Here is a 21,667-nt window from a genome sequence, read left to right as displayed (position 1 = left end):
GAAATGAGAATTATTAAATACATTAAGCAAATTACTTTTGTACTAATTCTATCATTAGGATTACATTCTTGTACAAATGATTTTGAAGAAATTAATACAGATCCAAATAGTGTTTCTTCAGAAACTCTTGAAAATATAAATCCTTTATTAGTTCAAGTTCAAAGACATGCCTTTGTAGAAGCTAGGTATAATACTTGGAGAGGTAACATGATTTTGGCAGGTCGTTTTTCAGAACAGGTTTCATTCGGTTTTTCAGGAACCTGGTTTGGTGGTGGTGCAGGCTTAAGATATGATAATGCGGGTTGGAATGATGCAGCATGGGATACACCTATGGGAGAAGTTTCTGCACCTTTATATGAATTATTAGTGTTAACAGGGTCAGGAGGTAAACTTGAAGATGAGTGTACAGAAGCTGTTTTAAAAATCATAAAAGGATTTTTCTATCAACGAATGACAGATCAGTTTGGAGCTGTGCCGTATATAGAAGGAGGTAATGGAGGAATCCCTAAATTTGAAACACAAGAAGAAGTATATGGGTTAATTATGCAAGATTTATCTGATGCAATTAATACTTTAAAATCATGTAGCGGAATATTAGATTCTATTGCCGATGGAGATATGGTATATCAAGGAGATGCAGCCAAGTGGTTAGCAGCAGGAAACACCTTGTTATTAAGAATGGCTTTGCGTAGTAAAGAAGCTAATGGAGGAAATCAAAGTATTATTGACGAAGCCTTAACAAATCCATTTATAGCAAGTTCTGCTGATAATTTTAAGATTGAACAAGACCCTTCAAATGCTGATGCTGTTTTTAATGGTTATTATAGTATATGGCACACTTGGGGAGGAACAGGAGCTAAATGGGTAGCATCAGAAACTATAGTAAACTCATTTAAAACGAACAACGATCCTCGTTTATTTGGTTTCACAGAGCCTATTGCAGGAGGTGTAGCAGGTGTATGGGCAGACTATAAAGGAGGTAAAGTAGCAACTAAATCAACTTATTCTGCAGGAGTGCCTTTTGAAAGTCTTTCAAAAGTTAACGCTCGGGTATGGAGTGATGATACTTTTCCATACATAACGATGACGTATGCTGAAGCACAGTTATTACAAGCTGAAGCTAAATATGCAACTAATATTGTAGCAGCTCAAACTCATTTTGAAGAAGCTATTAGAGCAAATGGAGCAGATTGGGAGGCAGATGCTTCGGCTGTAAATACTTATATATCTAACGAACCTTCAGCTCAATTATCTGGGACAACTGCTGATGCCATGCAACAAATAGGTTTAAATAGATGGTATGCAGCATACACTAACGGATATGAAGCTTGGTCTGTAATGAGACGTTTCGATTTAAATATATTTCCAGATAAAACGTATACAGCTCTAAATGAATGGGTAGATACATCAGGGGGTATTAATAATAAAATGGGTAAACGTTTAAATTACTCACAAGCTACTAAACTACAAAACTCATCAGCAGTTCAGTTTGCAGTAAGTGAGCAAGGAGCTGATGCTTATTCTACACCACTTTGGTGGGATGTAAACTAGTATTATTAGTATTTAAACAGTAATAATTAAATTTTTTTGAATTAATTTTTAAGCGAGAGTAAAACTATTTTACTCTCGCTTGTTTTTTATGCCTTTTTTTTAGCGTTTAGTCGAAAAAATTAGCAAAAAAAGGAGATAGGTAATAAATTTACTAAAAACAAAAAGATGGTTGGATACGCACAAATAGACACCCCACAAAATATATTATATAAGCCTGCAGGACAATTTGAAGAAACACGTTATGAGAAAAATCATAACATAGTTTTTAATAATTCTTTAGAAGCGTCAAAGATTGTTGCAAATGAAATAGCAGAACTTATTAAGCAAAAAGAAGCAGAAAATAAAAAATGCATTTTAGGTTTAGCAACAGGATCATCACCTATAAAAGTATATGAAGAATTAGTTCGTTTACATGTTGAAGAAGGATTGAGCTTTGCAAACGTAATTACATTTAATTTGGATGAATATTGGTCTATGCAGCCAGATGATGTTCAGAGTTATCACTATTTTATGCATGAGCATTTATTTAATCATGTTGATATTTTACCTGAAAACATTAATGTTCCGGATGGTACTATAAAGGCAGACGAAATTTATCAATACTGTGTAGATTATGAATTGAAAATAAAAGAAGCAGGTGGTTTAGATTTTCAATTGTTAGGTATTGGTAGAACGGGTCATGTTGGTTTTAATGAACCTGGGTCACATTACAATTCAGGTACTAGAAGTATAACATTAGATCATATAACAAGACAAGATGCTGCTTCAAGTTTTTTAGGAATAGACAATGTTCCTAAAAAAGCAATAACTATGGGAATTAATACAATTAGAAATGCAAAAAGAATTGTGTTATTAGCATGGGGTATTAATAAAGCTGAAGTTATAAAGCAAACTATTGAAGGAGAAATAACATCGCAAATTCCGGCAAGTTATTTACAAAATCATAAGAATACCACTTTTATTATAGATGTAGAAGCATCAACAGAATTAACAAGAATTAAAACACCTTGGTTAGTAGCTTCTTGTGTGTGGACTACCGAACTAAAAAAGAAAGCAGTGTTTTGGTTAAGTCAAGAACTTCAAAAACCAATTTTAAAACTTACAGATAAAGATTATAATCAACATGGAATGTCTGGTTTGTTATCAGAAGAAGGAGGAAGTGCTTATGATTTAAATATAAAAATATTTAATAAACTACAGCACACTATTACTGGTTGGCCAGGAGGTAAGCCAAATGCAGATGATAGCAATCGTCCAGAAAGAGCAGCACCATCAAAAAAACGTGTACTTATTTTTAGCCCGCACCCAGATGATGACGTGATTTCTATGGGAGGAACATTTGATCGCTTGGTTGAGCAAGGACACGAAGTGCATATAGCCTATCAAACATCAGGTAATATTGCAGTAGCAGACAGTGATGCTTTAAAATTTGCAGAAGTAGCAAAAACATTAACATCAGATCATGAAGGTTTAGATGCTATTATAAAAAGTATCAATAATAAAACATTAAATCATATTGATTCCCCGGAAGTTAGAATGCTGAAAGGAGGAATTAGAAGAGCAGAATCATTAGCAGCAACAAGATATTTAAGTCTTGAAGACTCGAATGTTCATTTTCTAAATCTTCCTTTTTATGAAACAGGAAAGGTGAAAAAAAATAATCTATCAAAAGATGATTTAGATATTATGTGTGCTTTGATAGAAGATATTAAGCCGCATCAAATTTATGCCGCTGGTGATTTGGCTGATCCACATGGTACTCATAAAGTATGTTTAGATGCTTTATTTGAATCAATAGAAATACTGAAAGCCAAGGAGTACATGAAAGATTGTTGGGTTTGGTTGTATAGGGGAGCTTGGTTTGAGTGGGGTTCACATGAAATTGAAATGGCAGTACCAATGAGTCCTGATCAAGTGATAAAAAAACGTCACGCAATTTTTTATCATCAATCTCAAAAAGATGGTGTGATGTTTCAGGGTAACGATGCCAGAGAGTTTTGGGTAAGAGCAGAAGATAGAAATAGATTAACTGCAGAAAAGTATCACAAACTAGGGATGGCAAATTATGCGGCTATTGAAGCATTTAAAAGGTATCATTTTTAAAAAAAATGGTCTTTTAATAGAAAGAGATAAGAAAAGTAATCGTAAAATTTTCAGAAAAAAAATAATAGATGATAAAAATAATAATAAAAAAACTTTATATAGTTTTCTTGCTTTGTTTTTTAGCGGTAAGCAGTCAGCATAAATTATCAAATAATTATAATTTAATGCCTTGGCCACAAGAAATTAAAGAAAATAAAAGTAAGGTAGTTATTGATGAAAATTTTACGGTTAGTTTACATAAAAAGGAAAGTAGAATTTATGAATATGCTACTAATTTTATTAGAAGAGTAACTAATAGAACAGGTGTTTTTATTAACCAAGGTTTTCCTTTAGTAAAGAATGAAAACGCAACTGTAAAAATTACTTTTACAAATATTGGTAAATTAAATTCTGATACAGACGAGTCATATACTTTAAATGTAAAAAATAATCAAATTGAGATAAATGCAAATACGGATATTGGTGCTTTAAGAGGTTTAGAAACCCTATTACAATTAATAACTTTCGATGAAAATTATTTTTATGTAAAAGGTGTTGAGATAAAAGATTCGCCACGTTTTGTATGGAGAGGTTTAATGATTGATGTTGCCAGGCATTTTCAGCCAATAAACGTTATTAAACGAAATTTAAGAGCAATGGCATCTGTGAAATTAAATGTTTTTCATTGGCATTTAACAGATGACCAGGGTTTTAGAGTAGAATCTAAAGTGTACCCTAAATTACAAGAAATTGCTGCTGACGGATTGTTTTATACACAAGAACAAATTAAAGATGTTGTCAATTACGCAGCTAATTTAGGAATTAGAGTAGTACCAGAATTTGATGTTCCTGGGCATGCATCTGCAATATTAGCAGCATATCCAGAATTAGGTAGTAAAGATGGTTATGGTTATAATGTTGAACGTTTTTCGGGTGTTTTCGACCCAACTTTAAATCCGTCGAAAGAAGTTACCTATTTATTTTTAGAAACATTATTTAGAGAAATAGCTCCCTTATTTCCTGATGAATACTTTCATATAGGAGGAGATGAAAATGAAGGGAAACATTGGGATGAAAATGTAGAAATTCAAGCATTTAAAAATAAACATAATTTAAAAACAAATCATGATGTTCAAACTTTTTTTAATATCAAATTAGAAAAAATATTAAAAAAATTAGATAAAAAATTAATGGGATGGGATGAAATATTAACACCTTCATTACCAACTACAGCAGTGATTCATTCTTGGAGAGGAAAACACGAAGGTTTAAAGCAAAGTACATTAATAGAAGCAGCTAAAAAAGGATACCAAGCAGTACTTTCTAATGGGTATTATATTGACAGAATGTTGTCTGTAGAACATCATTATTCGGTAGATCCAATTGGAGATGCGATATTAACGAAAGAAGAACGGAAAAGAATTTTAGGGGTAGAAGCAACAATGTGGAGTGAGTTAGTAACTCCGTTGACAATAGATTCTCGAATTTGGCCAAGAACAGCTGCTATTGCAGAACGATTTTGGTCTAAAAAAGAAGTTAACGATCTTAAAAATATGCGAGTACGATTAGCGGTTGTAAACTCTAATTTAGAAGAGCTAGGAATAACGCATAAAAAAAATAAAGATGTTATTTTAAGAAATATAGCAAAAACGGATGATGTTGAATCAATTAAAATTTTGACAAATATTTTCGAACCAATAAAAGTATATTCAAGAAACAAAGAAGGTATAGAATATAAAACATTCTCACCGTTTACACTTTTTGCAGATGCTTGTTCAGCCGATGCAATAGATGCGTATAACTTTAATCAAAAAGTAGTTTTATTTACCGCTAAACCAACAGCCAAAAATAAAGAAGAAGTAAAAAAATATTTTAATAAATGGATTTTAGGGTATCGTAAGTTTTTAGAAAAACCTTTAAACGCGAATACAAAACCTTTAAAAGTACACTATAATAAAATAAATGATCTTTCTATTTTATGTTTAAAAATATTAAAAAATAATAAAATAAGTGCTAAAGAAAAAGGTAAAATAAAAGAGTGTATTGCTTTTTTAAAAAAACCAATGGTTGATACAGAACTTATGATTTGTTTCTCATTAGAAAAATTATTGAAAAACTTTAGTTTAAATGAGTAGAATAAAAGTAACAACAAAAAGATTATTTTATTATTTCACATGTATGATATTTCTATTCTTTTTATGTAAAAAAGAGAATTATTATGTGGCATTCGATTTTACAGAAGAACATTTATTTACCAAAGGTATTGAAGGATCTGCGGTTGATAGTAAAGGGAATCTTTATGCTGTGAATTTTGATAAAGAGGGTACAATAGGTAGAGTAGATGAAAAAGGTAATTCAATCTCATACATTACGCTTCCTAAAAATAGTATTGGTAATGGAATCCGATTTGATAAAGAAGATAATATGTACATAGCTGATTATGTTAGTCATAATGTGCTAATTGTTAAAAAAAACTCAATAGTACCAAATATTTATGCTCATAATAAAGAGATGAATCAGCCTAATGATTTAACAATATCTCCTTCAGGAATTATATATTTAAGTGATCCTAATTGGTCAGATAATACAGGGAATTTATGGATGGTGATTAATGAAAAAATGGTATTACTTGAACAAAATATGGGAACAACAAATGGTATAGAAGTAAACCCATCAGGAACAAAATTATATGTTAATGAATCTCATCAAAAGAAAATTTGGGTATATGATATTAATAAAGATGGTACTATTAAAAATAAAAAATTATTTAAAAATTTTATTGATTTTGGTTTAGATGGTATGCGTTGTGACAGTTTAGGTAACCTATATGTTTGTAGGTACGGTAAAGGAACCGTAGTTATATTGTCGCCAAAAGCTGTATTGTTAGAAGAGATATCTCTTAAAGGAAAAAAGCCTACTAATATAACTTTTGGAGGTTTAGAAAAGAAACAATGTTTTATTACAATGTCTGATAGAGGTTGTTTTGAATCTTTTTATACTCAAATAAGCGGAAAATATTTTTAAAAATGCAAAACACAATAACACTTAAAAATATAGCTTTAGAAACAGGATTTTCAATATCAACAGTTTCAAAAGCCTTAAATGATAGTCATGAAATTAGTAGTGTAACTAAAGAGAAGATTATTAAAATAGCAACTGCATTAAATTATACGCCTAATTTTTTTGCGCGGAATTTAAAGAAGAAAAAAACTTTATAATAGGTGTTATTATTCCTGATTTTCGAAACGATTTTTTTTACAATTTGGTAAACGGAATAACAGAAGAAACAAGTGAAAATAGTCATCGAGTTATGATATATCAAACTTGTAATAATCCTAATAAAGAAGTAAATTATATTAAGTTATTGTCAGAAGATATTATAGATGGATTAATTGTGTGTACTTCCTTTTTTTCTGAAAAATATTTAGATGGTAATAAAAGTTACTATAATATTTCAAAAAGTAATACTCCTTTTACGATTGTAAATAAGAAAAACGTTATCACTGAGGATACTATAGAGTTTACAACGAAATATGGGAAGAAAATAGTAAACGATTTAATCGTTAGAATAAGACAGAATAATGTACAATTAAAAGCTTCTTAACGTGATTTTAATAGCAGACAGTGGGTCTACAAAATGTGACTGGTTTTTGTATGAACTTGTAAATAATAGGGTTATCACAAGGTTAAGAACAGCAGGCGTAAACCCTTCTGTTTTAAAGAAGAAAAGTATTCATGATATTCTTACTAATAGTAAAGAATTAAATGAGTATAAAAATAATATAACCACTGTCTTTTTTTTGGTGCAGGTTGCAATAACATAAAAGCCGAAAGAAAAGTAAAAAAAGTGTTCGAGAACTTTTTCCCTAGTTTGTCAAAAATAGTTGTTAAAGAAGATTTAATGTTAGCAGTTTTGTCTGCATCTCAAAAACCATCGGTTGTTGCTATTTTAGGTACGGGCTCTAATTGTTGTTTTTTTAATGGAAAAGAAATAGTTCAAAAAGTAAAAGCAATGGGCTATGTTTTAATGGATGAAGGAAGCGGAAATCATTTAGGAAAAGAAGTTTTAAGAGCCTATTATTATCAAGAACTTCCTGAGGATTTAAAATTTTCGTTAGAGAAAGAATTTAATTTGAATAATGATAAAGTACTTTCTAAGTTATACGGATCTAAAATGCCTAATAAATATTTAGCGAAATATGCTCGATTTTTATTTGAGAATATAGAACACCCGTATGCTAAGAATATAATAACCAATTGTATATCAGAATTTATAGATAAACAACTACTTAAGTATAAAGAAGAATTAACAGAAATACCGCTGTATTTTATAGGATCTATAGGGTATCATGCAAGAGAAATAATTAACGAGGTATTAGAAAAACGAAAAATAAAAGTGCCAGAAAAATTTATAAGAAGACCGTTAATAGCATTTATTGAAGCGATAAAAAAAGAAAATTCTTTTTTAAAAAAGTTAGCATAATTAATGCTTTTTGATAACAATCCTTTGCATTTAAAATGATTTAAAATGAGTAAATTTGATATTCATCTTATGGGAAAAATAAAAAAAATAGCAGTCATGACTTCAGGAGGGGATTCTCCTGGCATGAACGCGGCAATTAGATCGGTGGTAAGAGCATGTGCTTACTATCGTACTGAATGCATGGGAATTTACAGAGGTTATCAAGGTTTAATAGAAGGCGATTTAGTTCCGTTTACAGCACGTAGTGTAAATAATATTATCAATAAAGGCGGTACCATATTAAAATCTGCAAGATCAAAAGATTTCAGAACTAAAGAAGGTCGACTAAAAGCATATGAAAATTTAAAAGAACATAAAGTGGACGCTTTAGTTGTAATTGGAGGAGACGGTTCTTTTACAGGAGGTGTTGTGTTTAACAAGGAATTTAATTTTCCTATCATAGGCATACCAGGTACAATAGATAATGATATTTCTGGTACCACGCATACAATAGGTTACGACACAGCATTAAATACGGCGGTTGAAGCAATTGATAAAATTAGAGATACCGCATCATCACACAATCGATTGTTCTTTGTTGAGGTAATGGGGCGTGATGCAGGTTTTATCGCCTTAAACGCAGGTGTAGGAGCTGGAGCGGAAGAAATACTGATACCGGAAGAAAACTTAGGATTAGAAAGAATGTTAGAATCTTTGAAGAAAAGCCGACGAACCGGAAAATCTTCAAGTATCGTTGTAGTGTCTGAAGGCGATAAGACTGGGAAAAACGTTTTTGAATTGGCTGATTATGTAGAAAAAAACTTACCTGAATATGAAGTAAGGGTTTCGGTTTTAGGACACATGCAAAGAGGAGGTTCACCTACTTGTTTTGATAGAGTTTTAGCAAGTAGATTAGGGGTAAAAGCTGTAGAGCTTTTATTAGATAATCAAACAAATTTAATGGTTGGTTTACAAAATAATAAGGTAGTTGCTACCGATTTAGAAAAAGCAATTAAAGGACAAGATAGTATTGATATCGAGTTATTAAGAGTCTCCGATATCATGACTACATAAATAGATGTTAAAAACAATAAATATGATAAAAATAGGAATTAACGGATTTGGTAGAATAGGTAGAATCGCTTTTAGAGCAGCAATCAACAGAAGTAATGTAGAAGTTGTAGCAATTAACGATTTACTAGATGTAGATTATTTAGCATATTTATTAAAGTATGACTCTGTTCATGGACGTTTTGATGGCGAAGTTGCTGTAAAAGATGGTCAATTAGTTGTAAACGGAAAAAAATTAGGGTTACAGCAGAAAGAAATCCTGAAAATTTAGAATGGAATCAAGTAGGTGCAGATTATGTAATAGAATCTACAGGTTTCTTTTTAACCAAGGAAAAAGCAAATTTACATATTAAAGGAGGTGCAAAAAAAGTGTTTATTTCAGCACCTTCAAAAGATGCTAAAATGTTTGTAATGGGTGTTAATCATACAGAAATGACAAAAGAAGATGTAATTGTTTCTAATGCATCTTGTACAACAAACTGTTTAGCACCTTTGTCTAAAATTTTAAACGAGAAATTCGGAATTGCAGAAGGGTTAATGACAACCATACACGCAGCAACTTCTGGGCAAGGAGTGGTAGATAGCCCAAATGGAGATAGGAGAAGAGGTAGGTCGGTTTTAAATAATTTAATTCCGGCGTCAACAGGAGCAGCAAAAGCAGTAACCAAAGTGATTCCTGAATTAGAAGGTAAGTTAACCGGAATGGCTGTTAGAGTTCCTGTAGCTGATGTTTCTTTAGTTGATTTAACTTTTAGAACTGAAAAAGCAACTTCATTAATAGCAATTAAATCAGCTTTAAAAGAAGCATCCGAAGGAGAATTAAAAGGTATCTTAGGGTATACTGAGGATAAGGTGGTTTCTCAAGACTTTGTGTCTGATACAAGGACTTCAATAGTAGATGCTGATGCTTGTTTAGAGTTAAATAGTAACTTTTATAAAGTGATATCTTGGTATGATAATGAATTTGCTTATGCAACTAAAATTGTTGATTTATTAACGTATTCAGCATCTTTATAAATACTTATTTATTTGAAGAACACAACCTGATAGTTTTAATGATTATCAGGTTTTTTTATTGCGATAATTTTTATATTTGTAGTCCTCCTTTTTTTAGAAAAAGTTTAAGTTTTTCTAAGAAAAACGACTAATAGTATTCAAAATATAAAGAAAATGATCAAGATAGGAATTAATGGGTTTGGAAGGATAGGTAGACTAGCTTTCCGTTCAGCAATCAATAGAACAAATATAGAAGTTGTAGGAATTAACGATTTGTTAGATGTAGATTATTTAGCATATTTATTAAAGTATGATTCTGTTCACGGTCGTTTTGATGGTGATGTAAAAGTAAAAGACGGAAACTTAGTTGTAAACGGAAAAGAAATTAGAGTTACTGCGGATAGAAATCCTGAGAATTTAAAATGGAATGAAGTAGAAGCTGAGTATATTATAGAATCAACAGGTTTTTTTACAGATCAAGATAAAGCTGCCTTACATATTAAAGGCGGTGCTAAAAAAGTAATTATTTCAGCACCTTCTAAAGATGCTAAAATGTATGTGATGGGTGTAAATCATAAAGAGTTAACAGCAAACGAAGCTGTTATTTCTAATGCTTCTTGTACCACAAATTGTTTGGCGCCATTGGTAAAAGTTATTAATGATACTTACGGAATGACGGAAGGTTTAATGACAACTGTGCATGCGGCAACATCAACACAAAATACCGTTGATGGATCTAATAAAAAATGGAGAAGAGGGCGTTCTGTAGTGAATAACATTATTCCTACTTCAACGGGAGCTGCAAAGGCGGTAACCAAAGTAATTCCTGAAATGTTAGGGAAATTAACAGGAATGGCTGTAAGAGTTCCTGTAGCTGATGTTTCTTTAGTAGATTTAACATTTAAGACAGCAAAAGCAACATCATTAAAAGAAATTATGGCAACTTTTAAAGCTGCTTCAGAAAACGAATTTAAAGGTGTTATTGGTTATACGGAAGATGAAGTTGTTTCTCAAGATTTTGTTTCTGAAACAAGAACATCTGTGGTTGATGCTGATGCAAGTTTAGAGTTAAATGAAAACTTTTTTAAAGTTATTTCTTGGTACGACAACGAATATGGGTATGCAACGAAAATCGTTGATTTACTGGAGTATTCAGCTTCTTTATAAAAAATAATAATTTTAATTTAATATTAATTCCCGCTATTAGCGGGAATTTTTAGTTAATTTTATAAATATGGAAATAGCAATAATAGCACACGATGGAATGAAAGCTGAAATGGTTCAGTTTTTAAATGAACATAAAAATATTTTACTTCAAAAAAAGATAGCATTAATTTCAACAGGAACTACGGGTTCTAAAGCTGAAAAAGCAGGTTTTAAAGTGACTAAATTCTTATCTGATCCTTATGGAGGTGATGCTCAAATAGCCGCAAGAGTTGCTGAAGGTAAATGTAATATGGTGTTATTTTTTAGAGATCCGAACGAGAAACATCCACACGAGCCAGATATTACGATGTTGTTACGTTTGTGTGATGTACATGATGTTCCGTTAGCAACAAATCCTGCAACAGCTGAATTATTAATGAAGGCGATATAAACTAAAAAAATCCAATTTTTAAAAATGGATTTTTTTAGTTTTTTTGAATATTAAAATCGAATTGTGCTAAGATATGTCCATACAATAAAAAGGATTTGTAAAGGGATTCTAAACCACAAATAAATAAGTCCATTTCCATCAAATGTTCCTCTTTGGTAATTTATCTTATTTAATGAAGCGTATATATTAGCTGGTAACATTAATAGGAGAAAAAAATTAGTAACCACGCAGATATTATTTGAAATCTAGGGATTAGTATACCTATTGCTAAAAGTATTTCAAACATTCCTGTTAAATAAATAATAAATTCTTTAAAAGGAATAAATTTAGGTATCATCATTGACATTCCTTTTGTAAAATAAAAATGTCCAATTGCCGTAAATAATAACATTATTGATATTGCTATTCTGGCTGATAGTGCAAAGTTATATTCTTTTTTTATAAATTTATTGGTAAAAATAGATATTATAAAAGTTAATATAAGGATACTTAAAGGTTTCATGTTTTCCGGGTTTTAGAAGTACAAATGTCAGGAAAGAATAAAAGAAATAAATGAACCCAAATTAAGTAATGCGTTTTCTAATTCGACTTAATGCTTGTGGAGTAACTCCGATATATGAGGCTATATATTTTAAAGGAATTTGCTGTAATAATATTGGTCTATCAGAGAATAAATCTAAATATCGCTCTTCAGCTGTTTTGTTTAGTAAGGAAATTTCTCTTTTAGACTTTATTAAAAACATTTTTTCAGCCATTCTTCGTCCAATAATATTTCCATTCTTTGTTTTGTCATAAACCTCTTGTAAATCTTTGTTCGAAATTTTCCACAAGGTAGTTTCTGTCAATGTTTCTATTTGATATTCAGACGGACTTTGAGTTAAGAATGAATCATAAGCAGTAACAAATTCATTGTCAAATAGGAAACCGAAAGTTAAGTCTGATTCAACTTTTGGGATGTATAGTCGGACTATTCCTTTAGAAATAAAAGATAAATAATTTTCAGTTTTACCAGCTTTCAATAAAATTGTGTTTTTATTTAATTTTACTTCTTGTAGTTTTGAAGAGAACAATTCCCAGTCAGAATCATTCATTGGAGAAATATTATCAATAAATTTTCTGATTTCGTTCATTTTGTATACATCAATGCTAGTAAAAAATATTAGATTTAATTCTAATAACTACTTAATTGCAATCATGCTAATCTCTACATTTACAAATTTTGGTAAGTTGGCAACTTCTACGGTTTCTCTAGCAGGAGCAGTTGCTTCATTAAAATACTCAGCATAAACGCTATTTATTTTTGAAAAGTTATGCATATCTGAAATAAAAATAGATGATTTAACTACGTTTTCAAAAGTCATTTCAGCAGCAGCTAAAACTTCTTTCATATTTTTCATTACCTGCTTTGTTTCAGCTTCAATAGAGTCCATAATTAATTCTCCAGTTTCAGGATTTAAAGCAATTTGACCAGAAGTATATAGTGTATTTCCACTTAAAACTGCTTGATTATAAGAGCCAATAGGAGCAGGAGCTTTACTTGTTGTTATAATTTTTTTCATATGATTGATAAATTAAAAATTGACTCATTATTCTTCATTATTCTTCATTATTAGAATAATACTCTATCTGGTGGTTTGTTTTTATCCCATTTTAAATCACTTAAAACAGATGATTTTACACCGATAAAGAAATTATAAGAAGAATTTATACCGAAAGGAGTCCAGTTAAAATTTAAACGCCAACTGTCTAAATCTCTCGAAAAAGAAAGTCTTGTGTATGTAAAAGCATTGTCTTTAACATCATATCCAGAAGAAAAGCCAACATTCCATTTAGGTGAAAACTCTACATCACCGCTAAACATTAAAGAATGACTTCCGATATTACTTTCAAGTCCGCTATCAGTATAATTCATAGCATAAGCTAAATTTAACGACCAAGGGATTTTAGCGCCATATAGTTTAGTTTCTTTTGTTTTACTTTTGTTTTGACTACTATTAGCAATGTTCGGGAATCCATTTGTAACAGACATATTCTGCCCAAATACATCAGGAGTATCTTGTGCGCCATTCCCCTTGTTTTTAGACGCATCTTTATCTCCTTCTTTTTTTGCTTCGAAGTCTTTACTTGATAAAGAATAGTTGGCAGTAACACCAAAACGAGTAAGCCTTAAAATATTAGCGTTAAATTGATTTATTCTTTGTCCTTTGTCATTTACTTGATACGGATCAAAGCTAGCGTTTACATTTAAAGCTAATTTATCTTTAAATAATCGAGTACCAGCATTTGCACTAACAGGGCTCCATCGTAAACTATCAGCAGCAATATTGTAGCTAGTACTGAAATTTAAGTTGTTCAGAATGGTAACTTTTTTATCTTCTTCATCACTATCAGGATCTTTAGGAGCTACTTTGGCTTCTAAAACATTATTAACAGAAATACCAATAGAGTTTGATATACCGCTACCAGGAGTACCATACATACCACCTGCAAAAGGAGAGTAGGTAAGTAAATCGGTAGGGTCTGAATTTTGTTGTACTTGTAAATCGTGGTTTTGAGCAAAGTTAGGTCTGTACCCGTAAGATATTGAAGGTCTAATAGTATGTCTAATTGCCTTTAATCTTCCTTTTTTGAAGTTAAACGTTCCGTAAATGTTTGTAGATAATGATGCACCAAAATTATATTCGTGAAAACGATTAAAACCACTAATAGTATCGTTAACAGCAGCACCTAAATTACCGTTAGAGTTTAGAGCAGCAGGGTCGTATCGTTTATTAATTTTATCAAAATACCAAACTTCTTTATAATTTACACTTGGCGATAAAGTAAAGTATTTAAAAGCTTTAATGTTTGTGTTTGTACTTAAGTTGTGTTGAACCCCTTTTTTTGCAGTCTGAAACATCTTATCAGTAAAAAACTCATCATCAGTAGTATTTATTTGATATTTACCTTGCATACTATAGTTTAATCCCATTTTTTGAATAGGAGTTCTCTTAACACCATTTTTGCCTGTAAACGGATAAATACGATCCATATTTAATTGTAAAGACGGCAGTGTCATGGTTATTTGCTCGGTGTTTGTATTTTGGGAATGCGTTGCCGTAACATTTATATTAAAAGGGGTACCTACAAATTTTTTGTAATACGAAATTGAAGAACTTAATGTGTTGGTTAAAAACTGAGCATTATTATATTCGTTTAAAGATTGTCTGTAGTAGGTGCTACTTCCTAGGTTAACAGAGGCAGAAAAACGAGAATTCGGACTCGATTTTGTATCCTGACTATGACTCCATCTAATATTAAAATTAGAAGATTTACTATAATCACTCAATCCTCTAATTCCTCGAGTTACATCTTCAAAACGTACACTAAAGTTTCCGCTAAATTTATAACGAACATAATAATTAGAATCCGTTCTTAACCCCCAACTTCCATTCGTATATATGTCTGCTAAAACAGTTAAATCAAAATAATCACTTAATGCAAAATAGTATCCACCGTTTTGTAAAAAGAAACCTTGACTATTACTATCTCCATAAGAAGGAATGATAAATCCCGAGGTTCTTTTATTAGTCATCGGAAAATAAGCAAAAGGTAAATACACAGGCGTAGGTACATCTGCTAAGACTAAATTACTACCACCCACAATTATTTTTTTACCAGGAACTAGTTTAGCTTTGTTGGTTTGAATGTAATAATCTGGTCTTTTCTTTTTAGAGGTTGTAAAACGCAAACGACGCATATATATGGTAGAGTCATTTACACGTTTTGTTTTTTCAGCATAAGTTATAATTTCACCCTGAACCGTTTTTACGCCATAAACTAACGCTTTTTTTGTTTTGAAATTAAATAAAATAGAGTCTTGTTCAGATTCTTGACCACCTTGTTTAAATACTGGTCGTTGATGATATCCTAAACTATCCTTAATTCCTTTAGCATAAACGGTATTGTTTTTATAATCGAGTACAATTATACCTGATTTTAAATCGATATCAGTATAAAGTACTTGAGCGTTGTTATATAAAGTTACCGTTTTGTTTTTTGCATTCTGAATGGTGTAATCTTCAGCATTATGAGTAATGATGCCTTCAATAACCTCCTTAGGTTTAATAGAGTCGTTAACTATCGAATCTTTTTTTGAGTTCAACAGTTCTTTTCCTTTTAAGTGTGGTAACATGTCTTTTGAAATGTTTAAAGTCGACTTTTTTTTAGCTTTTTGAGGGCTAATAGTTGTTTTACCAAAATCTTGAGCTACACTTAATTGAAAGCAAAAAAGGTAGAAAATTAAAAGTATGTAAGTTAGATTTGTTCGCAATGTTATAAATACTATTTTTGTGTTATATTTAAAAACTTTGGCGTACTATTTGAATGCCTAAATATAAAATCCAAAAATAGTTAAATTTTATTGATGCAATTCTTAAAATTACGTAAATATAATCACTTGAAAAGTTATTTTTTATTTTTAACCACAATATGTATGTTATTGGGGTTTACAACGACACTTTCCGCACAGAAGAAATATACAATTGTTTTAGATGCAGGTCACGGAGGAAAAGACCCTGGTAATATCGGAAACGGATATAAAGAAGCCAAAGTAGCATTAAGAATTGCTTTGGATGTAGGAAAAGAACTATTAACAGCAAGAGATGTTAATGTTGTGTATACGAGAAAGACTAATGTTTTTGTCGAATTACACAATCGAGCAAAAATAGCAAATGATAAAAAAGCAGATTTATTTGTTTCTATTCATTGTGATGCATTCCATAAGTCAGAACCAAACGGAGCAGGAACATTTGTTTTAGGTTTAAGTGGAAATAAAGAGAATTTAGAGATATCAAAGCGAGAAAATTCTGTAATTTTATTAGAAGATAATTATAAACAAAATTATGACTACGATCCTAATTCACCAGAATCAGTTATTGGTTTATCTGTGCTTCAAGAAGAGAATTTAGATAATAGTTTAGGTATTGCGAGTTTTATTCAGAGTAATTTTGTGTCCTTAAAAAGAGTTAATAGAAAAGTAAAACAAGCTAATTTTTTAGTATTAAGAGAAACGGTTATGCCGAGTGTTTTAATAGAATTAGGTTTTTTAACTAATAAAAAAGAGGGTAAGTTTTTAAATACAAGATCTGGACAAATAAAAATGGCTAAAGCAATTGCTGATGCCATAAAAAAATATGTAAACAGATTAAAACTAAATACAGTTAAAGCAGGTGTTGTTGCAAAAGTAGTAACAAAAAAAATACCTAAGAAAATAGTTAAGAAGCCTGCCAATAGGGTAATTAAAAAATCAACACCTACTAAAAAAGTAGTTACAGGTGTCGTTTTTAAAGTTCAAATTGCTGCATCAAAAAAGAAATTGGACGGAAGTAATTTTAATTTCAAAGGGTTAAAGAATACAACGACCATGTTTATTGGCGGTTATCATAAATACTACTACGGTAATTCTTCTAGTTTTTCAGAAATAAAAAAGACTTTAATAACGGTTAGAAATATCGGTTATAAAGATGCTTGGGTTGTTGCTTTTAAAAACGGACAAAAAATTTCTATAAAAGAAGCATTGAAAAACCGTTAATTTAGAGGGGTTCTATATTTATACTGTCAAAATTATTACTATTTTCGTGCTATAATTTTTTTATATGTCGAAAGAACTTAAAACGGGGATTGTTGCAATAGTAATTATTGTCTTATTTATTTGGGGATACAATTTCTTAAAAGGGCAAGATTTGTTTAATGGTAGTAGCAGAAAATTCTTTGTTGAATACAAAAATATTAATGGATTAAATACCGCCAGTTTAGTTACTATAAACGGTTTAAAAGTTGGTAAAATTTCTGATATATCATTCAATTCAACTCCTGAAAAAAAAGGAGTTTTATTAGTCGAAATATCGTTAGACAACGATTTTAAATTCTCTAAAAATAGTATAGCTAAAATTTATTCGGCTAGTTTAATGGGAGGGCAAAACTTAGCAATTGTTCCTAAATATGATGCCGAAACAGCTGTTTCTGGAGATTATTTAAAGGGAGAAGTTGAATCTGATCTTTTTTCATCTGTAGGAGAAAAACTAAATCCTATTCAATCTAAACTAGAAAAAGTATTAGTCGGAGCCGATTCTTTACTAATAGGTTTTAATGAAATTTTAGATAAAAAATCACGTAAAAGTTTAAATAGAAGTATTATTGGTTTAGAAGGTACTATTTATGATGTTCGCAAAACATTATCATCCGTAAATACTTTGTTAGTAAACAATAAAGTTACTATAGATTCAACACTTAATAATGCTAAAAAAATTACAGATAATTTTTCTAAAATATCTAATGATTTAGCAGAAGCTAATTTAGGCGAAACAGTTAAAAAGTTAGAATCAACATTAACAAACGTAAATGGTTTGCTAGCAAATATGAAAGCTGGTAAAGGAACTTTAGGTAAGTTAATGACCGACGATAAAATGTACACAAACTTAACCAATGCCTCTAAAGAAATGGAAGAGTTGTTACGTGAAATGAAATTAAATCCAAAACGATTTGTTCATTTTTCATTATTTGGTAAAAAAGCAAAACCATATAATGAAGAAAGTAATACTAAAAATGTAAGTACGAAGTAACTTATAATTATTAAAAAACTAACAGAACTTAATACTTAAAGAACGATGGAGAAATACCTACCAAATATCTTATTTGCATTTATCTTAATTGCAGGAATTGGATTTTTTGTAATGAATGTTCGAAAACTTGTCCGAAATATAAAATTAGGAAAAGATATAGACAGAACGGATAGAAAACCTGAACGTTGGAAAAACATGGCTAAAATAGCCTTAGGTCAATATAAAATGGTACGTCGCCCAGTTTCTGGAATTTTACACGTAGTTGTTTATGTTGGTTTTATTTTGATTAATATTGAAATGTTAGAAATCGTTATTGACGGTTTGTTTGGTACACATCGTGTTTTTCAACCAATTTTAGGTGACGCTATTTACGGATTTTTAATTGCTAATTTCGAAATTTTAGCAGCCTTAGTTTTTGTAGCAGTTATTATTTTTTGGTTGCGTAGAAATATCGAAAAAGTAAAACGTTTTTGGAGTAAAGAAATGACAGGCTGGCCAAAAAATGATGGAAACATTATTTTATATTTCGAAATGGTTTTAATGTCGTTATTCTTAGTAATGAATGCTACAGATACTGCTTTTCAAGAAGCGGGAGCAGGAAATGTCGTTTCTCAATTTATAGCTCCTTGGTTTTCTGATTTTTCACCAGAAGCTTTACACACTATAGAAAAATCGGCTTGGTGGGTACATATTATAGGAATTTTAATTTTCTTAAACTACTTATATTACTCTAAGCACTTACATATTTTATTAGCTTTCCCAAATACATTTTTCGCAAATTTAAAGCCAAAAGGACAGTTTAATAACCTAGAAGCTGTTACGAATGAGGTTAAAATGATGATGGATCCTGATGCCGATCCGTATGCAATGCCAGAAGAAGGAGCGGAAGAGGAAGTGCCAGCAAAATTTGGTGCTTCGGACGTTACCGATTTAAACTGGGTGCAGTTAATGAACGCCTATACTTGTACAGAATGCGGACGATGTACATCTTCTTGTCCTGCGAACTTAACAGGTAAAGAATTATCGCCTCGTAAAATCATGATGGATACCCGAGATCGTTTAGAAGAGGTAGGAAAAAACATTGATGCAAACAACGGTGTATTTAAAGATGACGGAAAGCAATTATTAAACGATTATATTTCTCCAGAAGAATTATGGGCATGTACAAGTTGTAATGCTTGTGTGCAAGAATGTCCGATAGGTATTGACCCTTTATCTATTATAATGGAAATGCGTCGTTATTTAGTGATGGAAGAATCAGCAGCTCCGCAAGAGTTAAATGCAATGATGACCAATATCGAAAATAACGGAGCACCTTGGCAGTATAGCCAACAAGACAGATTAAACTGGAAAGACGAAGATTAATCTAGTAATTGTCAATTCGAGTGATTTTTCTGAAGAATGAAGAAAAATTGTATCGAGAATATTTAGAAAAAAAGCATATCAATTAAAAAACATAAAATTATGAACGTACCAACAATGGCAGATATGATGGCTCAAGGAAAACAACCAGAAGTATTGTTTTGGGTAGGAGCAGCTGGAAGTTATGATGATAGAGCAAAGAAAATAACAAAATCGTTTGTAAAAATATTAAATACAGCAGGTGTAGATTTTGCTGTGTTAGGTACTGAAGAGAGTTCAACTGGTGATGCTGCTAAGCGTGCAGGAAACGAGTTTTTGTTTCAAATGCAAGCAATGACAAACATCGAAATTTTAAATGCATACGAAGTAAAAACAATAGTTACCTGTGATCCACATTCATTTAATACATTAAAAAATGAATATCCAGGATTGGGAGGTAAATATGAGGTATATCACCACACACAGTTTATTAGTAAATTAATAAGTGATGGTCGTTTAGCTATAGATGACGCTAATTTAAAAGGAAAACGAGTAACCTATCACGATCCTTGTTATTTAGGTCGCGCAAACGATGTATATGAAAGTCCAAGAGACTTAATTCGTAGTTTGGGTGTTAAAATGACAGAGATGAAGCGTAGTAAATCTACCGCTTTATGTTGTGGAGCTGGTGGAGCACAAATGTTTAAGGAACCAGAAAAAGGAGCCATGGATATTAATGTGTTGCGTACGCAAGATGCTTTAGAAACCAATCCGCAAATCATCGCAACCGGATGTCCTTATTGTAACACAATGATGACAGATGGTGTAAAGTTTAAGATGAAAGAAGATCAAGTAGTTGTAAAAGATATTGCCGAGCTAATTGCAGAAGCAAATAATTTATAAAATAAAATATAGCAAATAATTCTCGACTGCGCTCGAACAGACACCAAAATAGGTCTTCTCGAGCGCAGTCGAGAGGTTTTAATCAAAATTTAAAATGATAAAAAACTATATAAAAGCAGCACGTTTACGAACCTTACCATTATCTATTTCAGGAATTGTAGTAGGTGCTTTTTTAGCAAATTTTTCAGTTCCTCTTATACAAGAGATTGAATTTGACGGACTTTTAGATGTTGATTTTTTGAATGAAAAAAACTATTTAATTTTCATTCTAGCAATCCTAACAACCATCGGTTTTCAGGTATTATCAAACTTTGCGAATGATTACGGAGATGGTGTAAAAGGAACTGACGATAATAGAGAAGGGGAAGCTCGTATGGTTTCATCGGGCGCAATTACGCCAAAACAAATGAAAACTGCAATGATCGTTACCGGAGCAATAACTTTGGTAATTGCCCTTTTGCTTATTTATGTTTCTTTCGGAGGAGACAATTTTTTATATTCAGTAATTTTCCTCTTATTAGGAATCACATCAATCGTTGCAGCAATTAAATACACCGTAGGCAAATCGGCTTATGGTTATAGCGGTTTTGGCGATATTTTTGTGTTCGTTTTCTTCGGATTATTAGCTGTTGTAGGAACCTATTTTTTATATACAAAGAGTTTAAATTTAATTATTTTTTTACCAGCTATTACAATAGGTTTATTAAGTACAGCGGTTTTAAACTTAAACAATATGCGCGATAGAGTAAATGATGCAAAGGTTGGTAAAAATACCTTGGTTGTTAAAATAGGAGCAAAATCTTCAAAATTGTACCATTACTCTTTAATTATTACCTCATTTTTGTTTGCATTAATATTTGTTGTATTAACATATTATTCACCAATGCAATTCTTATTTTTAATAGCCTATATACCAATAGTAAAACACTTCATATTTGTGTATAAAAATAAAGAAGAAGTACTGTTAGATGGCGAATTAAAAAAAGTAGCATTAAGTACATTCTTATTTGCAATACTATTCGGATTGGGTAATATCTTGTAAACAGAAAAAACAATTTTAAA

At 31.0% G+C, this 21,667-nt stretch carries 19 protein-coding genes and 1 pseudogene; 16 read left to right on the top strand and 4 right to left on the bottom strand.

The features are described from left to right. The first annotated feature begins 3 nt into the window (after positions 1 to 3). From PG912_RS09535 to PG912_RS09485, 11 genes and pseudogenes are all read left to right on the top strand, one after another. On the top strand, positions 4 to 1,551 hold the full coding sequence (locus PG912_RS09535; protein ID WP_275687363.1) for a SusD/RagB family nutrient-binding outer membrane lipoprotein: 1,548 nt from the start codon (positions 4 to 6) through the stop codon (positions 1,549 to 1,551). A 165-nt stretch (positions 1,552 to 1,716) separates the two neighbouring features. Continuing rightward, complete coding sequence (gene nagB / locus PG912_RS09530) at positions 1,717 to 3,654, top strand: glucosamine-6-phosphate deaminase (RefSeq protein ID WP_275687362.1); 1,938 nt, start codon at positions 1,717 to 1,719, stop codon at positions 3,652 to 3,654. 68 nt (positions 3,655 to 3,722) lie between these two features. After that, positions 3,723 to 5,768, top strand: a complete 2,046-nt coding sequence (locus PG912_RS09525; protein ID WP_275687361.1) for a beta-N-acetylhexosaminidase — start codon at positions 3,723 to 3,725, stop codon at positions 5,766 to 5,768. Further along, complete coding sequence (locus tag PG912_RS09520; protein ID WP_275687360.1) at positions 5,761 to 6,657, top strand: SMP-30/gluconolactonase/LRE family protein; 897 nt, start codon at positions 5,761 to 5,763, stop codon at positions 6,655 to 6,657. Before PG912_RS09525 ends, PG912_RS09520 begins: the two co-directional genes overlap by 8 nt. A 2-nt stretch (positions 6,658 to 6,659) precedes the next feature. Beyond that, positions 6,660 to 6,851: a LacI family DNA-binding transcriptional regulator gene (locus tag PG912_RS09515; protein ID WP_275687359.1), complete on the top strand. Its 192-nt coding sequence runs from the start codon at positions 6,660 to 6,662 to the stop codon at positions 6,849 to 6,851. Continuing rightward, positions 6,848 to 7,237 (top strand): type 1 periplasmic-binding domain-containing protein, encoded by a 390-nt coding sequence (locus tag PG912_RS09510; protein ID WP_333780706.1) that lies wholly within the window; start codon positions 6,848 to 6,850, stop codon positions 7,235 to 7,237. The genes PG912_RS09515 and PG912_RS09510 overlap by 4 nt, the downstream gene beginning before the upstream one ends. Positions 7,238 to 7,504: 267 nt before the next feature. After that, positions 7,505 to 8,116, top strand: coding sequence for an N-acetylglucosamine kinase (locus PG912_RS09505; protein ID WP_275687358.1), 612 nt, complete (start codon positions 7,505 to 7,507; stop codon positions 8,114 to 8,116). A gap of 69 nt (positions 8,117 to 8,185) precedes the next feature. Further along, positions 8,186 to 9,169: a 6-phosphofructokinase gene (gene pfkA / locus PG912_RS09500; protein ID WP_260586891.1), complete on the top strand. Its 984-nt coding sequence runs from the start codon at positions 8,186 to 8,188 to the stop codon at positions 9,167 to 9,169. A gap of 16 nt (positions 9,170 to 9,185) precedes the next feature. Further along, positions 9,186 to 10,183 (top strand): annotated as a pseudogene (gene gap, locus PG912_RS09495) (type I glyceraldehyde-3-phosphate dehydrogenase). Positions 10,184 to 10,336: 153 nt separating this feature from the next. Then, a complete protein-coding gene (gene gap / locus PG912_RS09490; RefSeq protein ID WP_275687357.1) occupies positions 10,337 to 11,329 on the top strand; it encodes a type I glyceraldehyde-3-phosphate dehydrogenase in 993 nt (330 codons plus the stop codon). A 67-nt stretch (positions 11,330 to 11,396) separates the two neighbouring features. Beyond that, positions 11,397 to 11,759: a methylglyoxal synthase gene (locus tag PG912_RS09485; RefSeq protein WP_275687356.1), complete on the top strand. Its 363-nt coding sequence runs from the start codon at positions 11,397 to 11,399 to the stop codon at positions 11,757 to 11,759. A 199-nt stretch (positions 11,760 to 11,958) separates the two neighbouring features. Here the strand turns inward: PG912_RS09485 and PG912_RS09480 are convergent, their stop codons facing one another. From PG912_RS09480 to PG912_RS09465, 4 genes are all read right to left on the bottom strand, one after another. Then, positions 11,959 to 12,261 (bottom strand): DoxX family protein, encoded by a 303-nt coding sequence (locus PG912_RS09480; protein WP_333780648.1) that lies wholly within the window; start codon positions 12,259 to 12,261, stop codon positions 11,959 to 11,961. A gap of 61 nt (positions 12,262 to 12,322) precedes the next feature. Continuing rightward, complete coding sequence (locus PG912_RS09475) at positions 12,323 to 12,889, bottom strand: Crp/Fnr family transcriptional regulator (RefSeq protein ID WP_275687355.1); 567 nt, start codon at positions 12,887 to 12,889, stop codon at positions 12,323 to 12,325. A 48-nt stretch (positions 12,890 to 12,937) separates the two neighbouring features. After that, positions 12,938 to 13,318, bottom strand: a complete 381-nt coding sequence (locus PG912_RS09470) for a Rid family detoxifying hydrolase (RefSeq protein ID WP_275687354.1) — start codon at positions 13,316 to 13,318, stop codon at positions 12,938 to 12,940. Positions 13,319 to 13,368: 50 nt separating this feature from the next. Next, positions 13,369 to 15,933: a putative LPS assembly protein LptD gene (locus PG912_RS09465; RefSeq protein ID WP_275687353.1), complete on the bottom strand. Its 2,565-nt coding sequence runs from the start codon at positions 15,931 to 15,933 to the stop codon at positions 13,369 to 13,371. Between the two features lie 300 nt (positions 15,934 to 16,233). Between PG912_RS09465 and PG912_RS09460 the strand changes: the two genes are divergently transcribed. The 5 genes from PG912_RS09460 (at position 16,234) to menA (ending at position 21,647) form a co-directional block, all read left to right on the top strand. Next, a complete protein-coding gene (locus PG912_RS09460; protein WP_275687352.1) occupies positions 16,234 to 17,331 on the top strand; it encodes an N-acetylmuramoyl-L-alanine amidase family protein in 1,098 nt (365 codons plus the stop codon). Positions 17,332 to 17,395: 64 nt separating this feature from the next. Next, positions 17,396 to 18,361 (top strand): MlaD family protein, encoded by a 966-nt coding sequence (locus tag PG912_RS09455; RefSeq protein ID WP_275687351.1) that lies wholly within the window; start codon positions 17,396 to 17,398, stop codon positions 18,359 to 18,361. 45 nt (positions 18,362 to 18,406) lie between these two features. Further along, positions 18,407 to 19,726: a 4Fe-4S dicluster domain-containing protein gene (locus PG912_RS09450; protein ID WP_275687350.1), complete on the top strand. Its 1,320-nt coding sequence runs from the start codon at positions 18,407 to 18,409 to the stop codon at positions 19,724 to 19,726. 99 nt (positions 19,727 to 19,825) lie between these two features. After that, positions 19,826 to 20,605: a (Fe-S)-binding protein gene (locus PG912_RS09445; protein ID WP_275687349.1), complete on the top strand. Its 780-nt coding sequence runs from the start codon at positions 19,826 to 19,828 to the stop codon at positions 20,603 to 20,605. Positions 20,606 to 20,699: 94 nt separating this feature from the next. Beyond that, positions 20,700 to 21,647 carry a 1,4-dihydroxy-2-naphthoate octaprenyltransferase gene (menA, locus tag PG912_RS09440; RefSeq protein ID WP_275687348.1) on the top strand — a complete coding sequence of 316 codons (948 nt, stop codon included), beginning with the start codon at positions 20,700 to 20,702 and terminating at the stop codon, positions 21,645 to 21,647. Positions 21,648 to 21,667 lie beyond the last annotated feature (20 nt).

Origin of the sequence: Tenacibaculum retecalamus, from assembly GCF_027941755.1 — a bacterium.
Lineage (GTDB): Bacteria > Bacteroidota > Bacteroidia > Flavobacteriales > Flavobacteriaceae > Polaribacter > Polaribacter haliotis_B.
Note: the sequence above shows the minus strand (reverse complement) of the source record. Positions and strands in the feature narration are given on the sequence as shown.

Coding starts and splice junctions, on each gene's coding strand:
- PG912_RS09535 (WP_275687363.1), top strand. CDS start 4: ATGAGAATTATTAAATACATTAAGCAAATTACTTTTGTACTAATTCTA.
- nagB (WP_275687362.1), top strand. CDS start 1,717: ATGGTTGGATACGCACAAATAGACACCCCACAAAATATATTATATAAG.
- PG912_RS09525 (WP_275687361.1), top strand. CDS start 3,723: ATGATAAAAATAATAATAAAAAAACTTTATATAGTTTTCTTGCTTTGT.
- PG912_RS09520 (WP_275687360.1), top strand. CDS start 5,761: ATGAGTAGAATAAAAGTAACAACAAAAAGATTATTTTATTATTTCACA.
- PG912_RS09515 (WP_275687359.1), top strand. CDS start 6,660: ATGCAAAACACAATAACACTTAAAAATATAGCTTTAGAAACAGGATTT.
- pfkA (WP_260586891.1), top strand. CDS start 8,186: ATGGGAAAAATAAAAAAAATAGCAGTCATGACTTCAGGAGGGGATTCT.
- gap (WP_275687357.1), top strand. CDS start 10,337: ATGATCAAGATAGGAATTAATGGGTTTGGAAGGATAGGTAGACTAGCT.
- PG912_RS09485 (WP_275687356.1), top strand. CDS start 11,397: ATGGAAATAGCAATAATAGCACACGATGGAATGAAAGCTGAAATGGTT.
- PG912_RS09480 (WP_333780648.1), bottom strand. CDS start 12,261: ATGAAACCTTTAAGTATCCTTATATTAACTTTTATAATATCTATTTTT.
- PG912_RS09475 (WP_275687355.1), bottom strand. CDS start 12,889: ATGAACGAAATCAGAAAATTTATTGATAATATTTCTCCAATGAATGAT.
- PG912_RS09470 (WP_275687354.1), bottom strand. CDS start 13,318: ATGAAAAAAATTATAACAACAAGTAAAGCTCCTGCTCCTATTGGCTCT.
- PG912_RS09465 (WP_275687353.1), bottom strand. CDS start 15,933: ATGTTACCACACTTAAAAGGAAAAGAACTGTTGAACTCAAAAAAAGAT.
- PG912_RS09460 (WP_275687352.1), top strand. CDS start 16,234: ATGTTATTGGGGTTTACAACGACACTTTCCGCACAGAAGAAATATACA.
- PG912_RS09455 (WP_275687351.1), top strand. CDS start 17,396: ATGTCGAAAGAACTTAAAACGGGGATTGTTGCAATAGTAATTATTGTC.
- PG912_RS09450 (WP_275687350.1), top strand. CDS start 18,407: ATGGAGAAATACCTACCAAATATCTTATTTGCATTTATCTTAATTGCA.
- PG912_RS09445 (WP_275687349.1), top strand. CDS start 19,826: ATGAACGTACCAACAATGGCAGATATGATGGCTCAAGGAAAACAACCA.
- menA (WP_275687348.1), top strand. CDS start 20,700: ATGATAAAAAACTATATAAAAGCAGCACGTTTACGAACCTTACCATTA.